General features: G+C 41.4%; 6 protein-coding genes. 3 read left to right on the forward strand and 3 right to left on the reverse strand.

What is annotated here, in order from left to right; all coding sequences use genetic code 11:
• Positions 1 to 281 precede the first annotated feature (281 nt).
• Entirely contained in the window at positions 282 to 911 is a 630-nt protein-coding gene (locus tag MXE28_RS11160) for an ABC transporter ATP-binding protein (protein ID WP_021841760.1), read from the forward strand.
• A 32-nt stretch (positions 912 to 943) separates the two neighbouring features.
• A complete protein-coding gene (locus tag MXE28_RS11165; protein WP_021841759.1) occupies positions 944 to 1,711 on the forward strand; it encodes an ABC transporter permease in 768 nt (255 codons plus the stop codon).
• Positions 1,712 to 2,076: 365 nt separating this feature from the next.
• On the opposite strand, the gene MXE28_RS11170 is transcribed toward MXE28_RS11165, so the two are convergent.
• The 3 genes from MXE28_RS11170 to MXE28_RS11180 form a co-directional block, all read right to left on the reverse strand.
• The gene (locus tag MXE28_RS11170) at positions 2,077 to 2,721 is read right to left on the reverse strand and encodes a hypothetical protein (RefSeq protein ID WP_021841758.1); all 645 of its coding nucleotides are present in this window, start codon (positions 2,719 to 2,721) and stop codon (positions 2,077 to 2,079) included.
• A 12-nt stretch (positions 2,722 to 2,733) separates the two neighbouring features.
• The gene (locus tag MXE28_RS11175) at positions 2,734 to 3,384 is read right to left on the reverse strand and encodes a hypothetical protein (protein ID WP_021841757.1); all 651 of its coding nucleotides are present in this window, start codon (positions 3,382 to 3,384) and stop codon (positions 2,734 to 2,736) included.
• A 165-nt stretch (positions 3,385 to 3,549) separates the two neighbouring features.
• Positions 3,550 to 4,227, reverse strand: a complete 678-nt coding sequence (locus tag MXE28_RS11180) for a Crp/Fnr family transcriptional regulator (protein ID WP_021841756.1) — start codon at positions 4,225 to 4,227, stop codon at positions 3,550 to 3,552.
• Between the two features lie 122 nt (positions 4,228 to 4,349).
• Between MXE28_RS11180 and MXE28_RS11185 the strand changes: the two genes are divergently transcribed.
• A complete protein-coding gene (locus tag MXE28_RS11185; protein ID WP_021841755.1) occupies positions 4,350 to 5,279 on the forward strand; it encodes an arginase family protein in 930 nt (309 codons plus the stop codon).
• Positions 5,280 to 5,368 lie beyond the last annotated feature (89 nt).

A 5,368-nucleotide genomic window follows, 5' to 3' on the forward strand; every position in this document is an offset into this window, starting at 1 on the left:
TAAACATATAAATTCGTGATTAAAATTTTGTCGCATTTGATATTGCAATTAGCACCATAATTCAAATTCAGTTTTCAGAATTAAAAACTCTTCTTATTTAATCCTTTTTCTGTACGACTGTTTTCTCATGCCTCGTATTCGCCCATCAATAAAACCTTAAACTTTTTCAACTAAAATATGAAATGAATTCTCAACTTTAAACCGTGAATGATAAATTTATAATTTTTTAACTAGGTAATTTTGTTAAAATCAATTAGAATAAAGAGGAAAGGAGTACTCTCATGACCTTAATAACGACCAAAGACTTAGTCTTTAACAATATGATTGAATACCCTGATATGACCATTGAAAAAGGCAAAATGACCTTCATTCAAGGTGCCAGCGGCTCCGGCAAAAGCACCCTTTTTCGCTTATTCAATGCCACTATTAATCCCTCACAAGGAACCATCTATTACAATAAGGTAGATATCAGCACTATCAATGCATTAGAATTGCGCCGTAAAATCCTACTGATTAATCAACAAGTGTATCTCTTTGACGGCACTATTGCCGATAATTTCCGTCAATTCCATGCATATCGCGGCTCTACCCCACCGACCGAAACAGCCATGAAGGAGTTTCTTCACATTGCGGCGGCACCGTTTACGCCGGAACAAGATGTGGCCCGTTTATCCGGCGGTGAAAAGCAGCGTGTCTTTAACGCCATCATGCTTTCCTTCAATGCGGAGGTTTATATGTGGGATGAACCGAGTGCCGCCCTCGACTCACCGACAGCTACGACCTTCTTCACGCGCATGAAGGAATATATGGCCAAACACGACAAAACAACGTTGGTCATTTCTCATGACGACACACTCTATCCTAAATTCAGCGATGCTTTGATTGAACTTAAAAGTCGTCACGAAGTATAAACATACGGTTCCATAAGATTGGAGTTTTTATTATGACTGAAGCTATTTCCATGCAATTAGGCGGATTCTTATCCATCTACTTATTGCTCCTCGTTATTGCCGGAATTTTCACATATTGTAAAATCCCGCAGACGAAATTTCTCTTGCTGGGCACCTTACAGATGACGGTGCAGTTAATCATTGCCGGATACGTGTTGCTCTACATTTTCCAAAACCCGTCACCGATTTTTGTCTTAACCTATCTGTCCTTGATGGTCGGCTTTGCCGTGACTCGAACGCTTCGCAAAAATCCATGGCTTAACCGTAAATTCAAGTGGATTACTGCCTTATCCGTCATCGGCACCTGTATCAGTATAACAAGCTTTATGCTGCTTGTCGTTATCCGCAAAGACATTTTAACGCCCCAATATGTCATTCCGATCAGCGGTATGCTCGTAAGTGCTACCATGAACGGCGCCACTTTGGCGTTAAAGTCATTTAAAGAAAATCTCGATTCTCACAAACAGCAAATCGAGGTGCTCTTAAATATCGGCACACCGCCGGCTAAGATACTGCATCCATTTGTGATACAGTCCTTAGAAACGGCTTTTTTACCGACCATGAACTCCATGGTGGGCATGGGGATTATCGCCCTTCCCGGTATGATGACCGGTCAGATTTTGGCCGGTGCCATGCCGAATGAAGCCGTGCTGTACCAAATTACCATCATGGTTGCCAACTGTACCACCGTGTGCTTATCGTCGTTTTGCCTACTTTACTTCGGGGCTCGCACTTTGTGGAATGACAGGTATCAGTTATAACTAAGCACATCGGGCTCTTGCTCAGTAAAAAGAAGAAGGAGATTGCTCTCGGACTCCAATTTCTTACCAACAAAATCATATACAATCTTCCATAAATAATGTCTTTGGACTTCATAAGTAAAAAGAAGAAGGGTATTGCTCTCGGACTCCTGGTTCTACAAGAACAAAGTCGTCTACGAGCAATACCCTTCTTCTTTTTTTGCGTTACGCCGTTCCCTCAGTACGTTATTTATGTCTGATTGCTATAAAGACTGTGCGGAATTAACTCGGAGTCCTTACGTGCAAGGCTTGTTCTTTTTACATTAGCCTGTGCCCTCCGTGCATTAGTTATAACTTAGGGGAAGGAAAGGCCTATAAAAAGCATATTATTGTCCGGATGTTTCGTCTGTGAATTTGATGTCTACCAGATCCCACTTCTTGGTGTCTACGTATTTCTTTTGGAAGTAGTCTCTGATGTGTTGTTGGGCTTCGTTTTTAAGGTTTGTCATGTCGCCGTCTTTAATGCGTTGCATAACAAATTTACCGCTTACCAGGGCATCTTTTTGGCTGTCATAAGTATATTCGGTACCGCTTTCATCAATGTATAACACCCCGTCCCGTTCAGTTAAGTTAAATGGTTCAAAATCATGACCGATTTCTTTAAACGTATATTCCGGCTCCATTTTTGGCAATAAGCCTTGTCTGTTAGGCCCATTAGGAATGCCAAATACCATCCAACGGTCGCCCCGCTCGTACTCATCCATATTTAAAAAGTTCATCTTTTTCGGGGCATAGCGATACTGCCTAAAATTCCCTGTATACGTATGGTCGGTCTTTTTTTCAAAAGTAACAAGAATGATTTTATCACTGGAGTATTCATAGTTAACATCCTTCATTGTCGGAGTCTCTATATATCCCCATGTGCCCGAAAAGTCTTGTGAGCTTCCCAAACTGCCACAACCACTGAGAACAAGCATTAAAGCCATAGCCAAGGCCATCAACATATAGGTTACCTGTCGCTTCGTTTTCATAACAATCCCTCCCTATACTGTGGCCTGACGGCGACGATAGATTACATAGCCGATGCCTGCCAAAACAACAATACCCAATGCGCCACCGATAAGAAGACCGGAGCTGCCATCTTTTTTAAATTGGAAATAAATAGGATCGCCTGCGGCATAGATGACCGTGTCATCATTTTTCAAAATGCCCTTGCCGATGCTTTCCTTAATAATTTTGCCATCCACTTCAATGGTCGTAGCACCCGATGCCTTACCTAAATTAAAGGTGTACATATCAGGATCATCGCCATATGGATAAATTACATTTATTTTAGCATCAGGATTACGTCCGAAAACGGCCGCACTCATCTTAGCCAGTTCATCTTTATTGGCAAATTTCGCTTCTAATTTCCACATTTGAGATTGTACCGTTGCACTGTCCCCTTTTAATTCCTTCCCGTCAGGTCCGATGGCTTCAAGTTCTACTTTACTAATATCAATCGGCGCCTGCCCGTTTGAATTCTGGGTCACCGCACTCAATAAGTCCCCTTTACTGATTGGTACCGGTGATTGAATCGTGGCCTTCCATTCCCCGCTAAAGTCCGATTTTACCTCAATCTCAGAAGTAACTTGAGCACAACCTGCCGCCAGCAACAGGCATAAGGCTAAACATAAGAACACTAACCGCTTCATACGCTCCACTCCTTACTAAAATAGAATAATAAATTAAATACTCCCTAAATACACATTTGTGCATTTCAAAACTTAATTTCATTATATCAGTTATTCTGTATCATTTGTAGCAGAATTCCTATTCGCCTATTTTATATAATATCTATAGGCAATTGTGAGGTTAATTCAGTCTAATCTTGTTTCACCGGAACAATAACGCATTAAGGTTTGGATGTTTAAAATCTTAATTTCTCTGCGGGCCGTATCGATAATACCTTCTTCTCTCAAGCGACCGATATGGCGTGTCAGATTAACGCGGCTCATGCCGACGAGTTCTGCCAATTCTTCTTGTGAAAAAACCAATATTCCCTGGCCCACTTCACTTTGAGCATTGTGTAACAAAAGTATTACATTACACACTCTGACAAAACCCGAGTTGTACTCCTGATGAGCTGTTTCAAAAAGCAAGAGATTTATATAGCGAGCATAGGAATTTAACATGTATTTATTAATTTGTGGGTATGCATCCATTAATTGGCCGAATTCATCCCGTGAAAAGCGCCAAATTTTCATGGGCGTAATAGCTTCAGTCACCAAGGTTTGTTCAATTTTAAATTCCAATTCGTGAAAACCGGGGAAAATGGTGCCTGAGCCATGATAGGATATAATCTTGCGCCGACCCGATTCGTGTACCAAATAAGTTCTTGCAATACCCGACTCTATATAGTTGATATACTGAACATGCTCGTCCGGTTGCCACAAAAAATCACCGGTTTTAAGTTGTATTTCTTTATGTGGCTGAGCCTCAAATAAAGGCTTTAATTCAACGAAATCATTGGTAAAAATATACCGTGGTATTAACATGTTTTCACCTCAAATCGAACATTGATGTTATATTTTCACATTTATTTCCATTATTTTTTGTTACCGTTATTATAGCATTTATTATCATTATTATAGCATTTTTCAAGGAGGTCTTTCACACCATGAGCCAACAATCTACATCAAATCCAACTATGAGCATGCCTGCAAGCACAGCTTCCGCTTCCGGCAAAACATTACAGCTCGTCTATCCCCAATGGCAAGGAGGCGCTAACCCGAACTATCAAATAGGTGCCCAAGTTTTAGCGGCACTGCTCCCTTCTTCGCCTAATACTGAAAAAGTATATGTACCGGTAGCCGATGAAAAAGCAACTCTCGCCGCCAATGAAGAGCAAACCGCTCAAGACGTTTTTGCCGAAAAGATTCTCCTGCAACAACAGACTACGGCTCGTGAAATTCTTAAGGTTAAACAACCGCGCAAAATTATCACCATCGGCGGTGACTGCTCTATTTCGCAAGTACCGTTCGATTACTTGCACCAGCAATATCCGAATAATACGGCGATTCTATGGCTTGATGCCCATCCCGATATCATGACACCGAAGGAGTTCAACCACGAACATGCCATGGTGTTAGGAAATTTATTGGGTCATGGCGCCCCTAGTTTTGCCAAAACCGTGAAAGCTCCGTTCCGGCCGAACCAAGTCCTCTATGTAGGCTTAATTGAATCCGGCCTTCTACCGCATGAAAAAAGCTTTATTGCTGAGCATTCCTTGTCCTATTTGACACCACAGGATTTAACCTCTACCCAGCCTGTTACGGATTGGCTTACGGCTAATAAGATTGAACACGTCATGGTTCATTTGGATTTAGATGTTCTGAGTCCTACTGATTTCCGCAGTCTCCTCTGCAACAAACCGCATCAGGGCCCGGTTGAATACGCAGTTGGTGAAATGACATTGGCTAAGATTTTCCAAATTCTTCAAGCGGTTAGTGAAAACTCTGAGCTCGTAGGTCTATCCATTGCCGAATACTTGCCATGGGATATTATTAATCTTCGGAACGGGCTGTCAAAACTAGATATTTTCAAGTAAAAATCATTGTTACAAATAACTAAATATGCACAGCAAAAAGGGGCTGTAACGAAATTGAGTTTTTTAACTCACATTTCAGTTACAGCTCT

Source organism: Veillonella sp. KGMB01456 (genome assembly GCF_023051165.1).
Classification (GTDB): domain Bacteria; phylum Bacillota; class Negativicutes; order Veillonellales; family Veillonellaceae; genus Veillonella_A.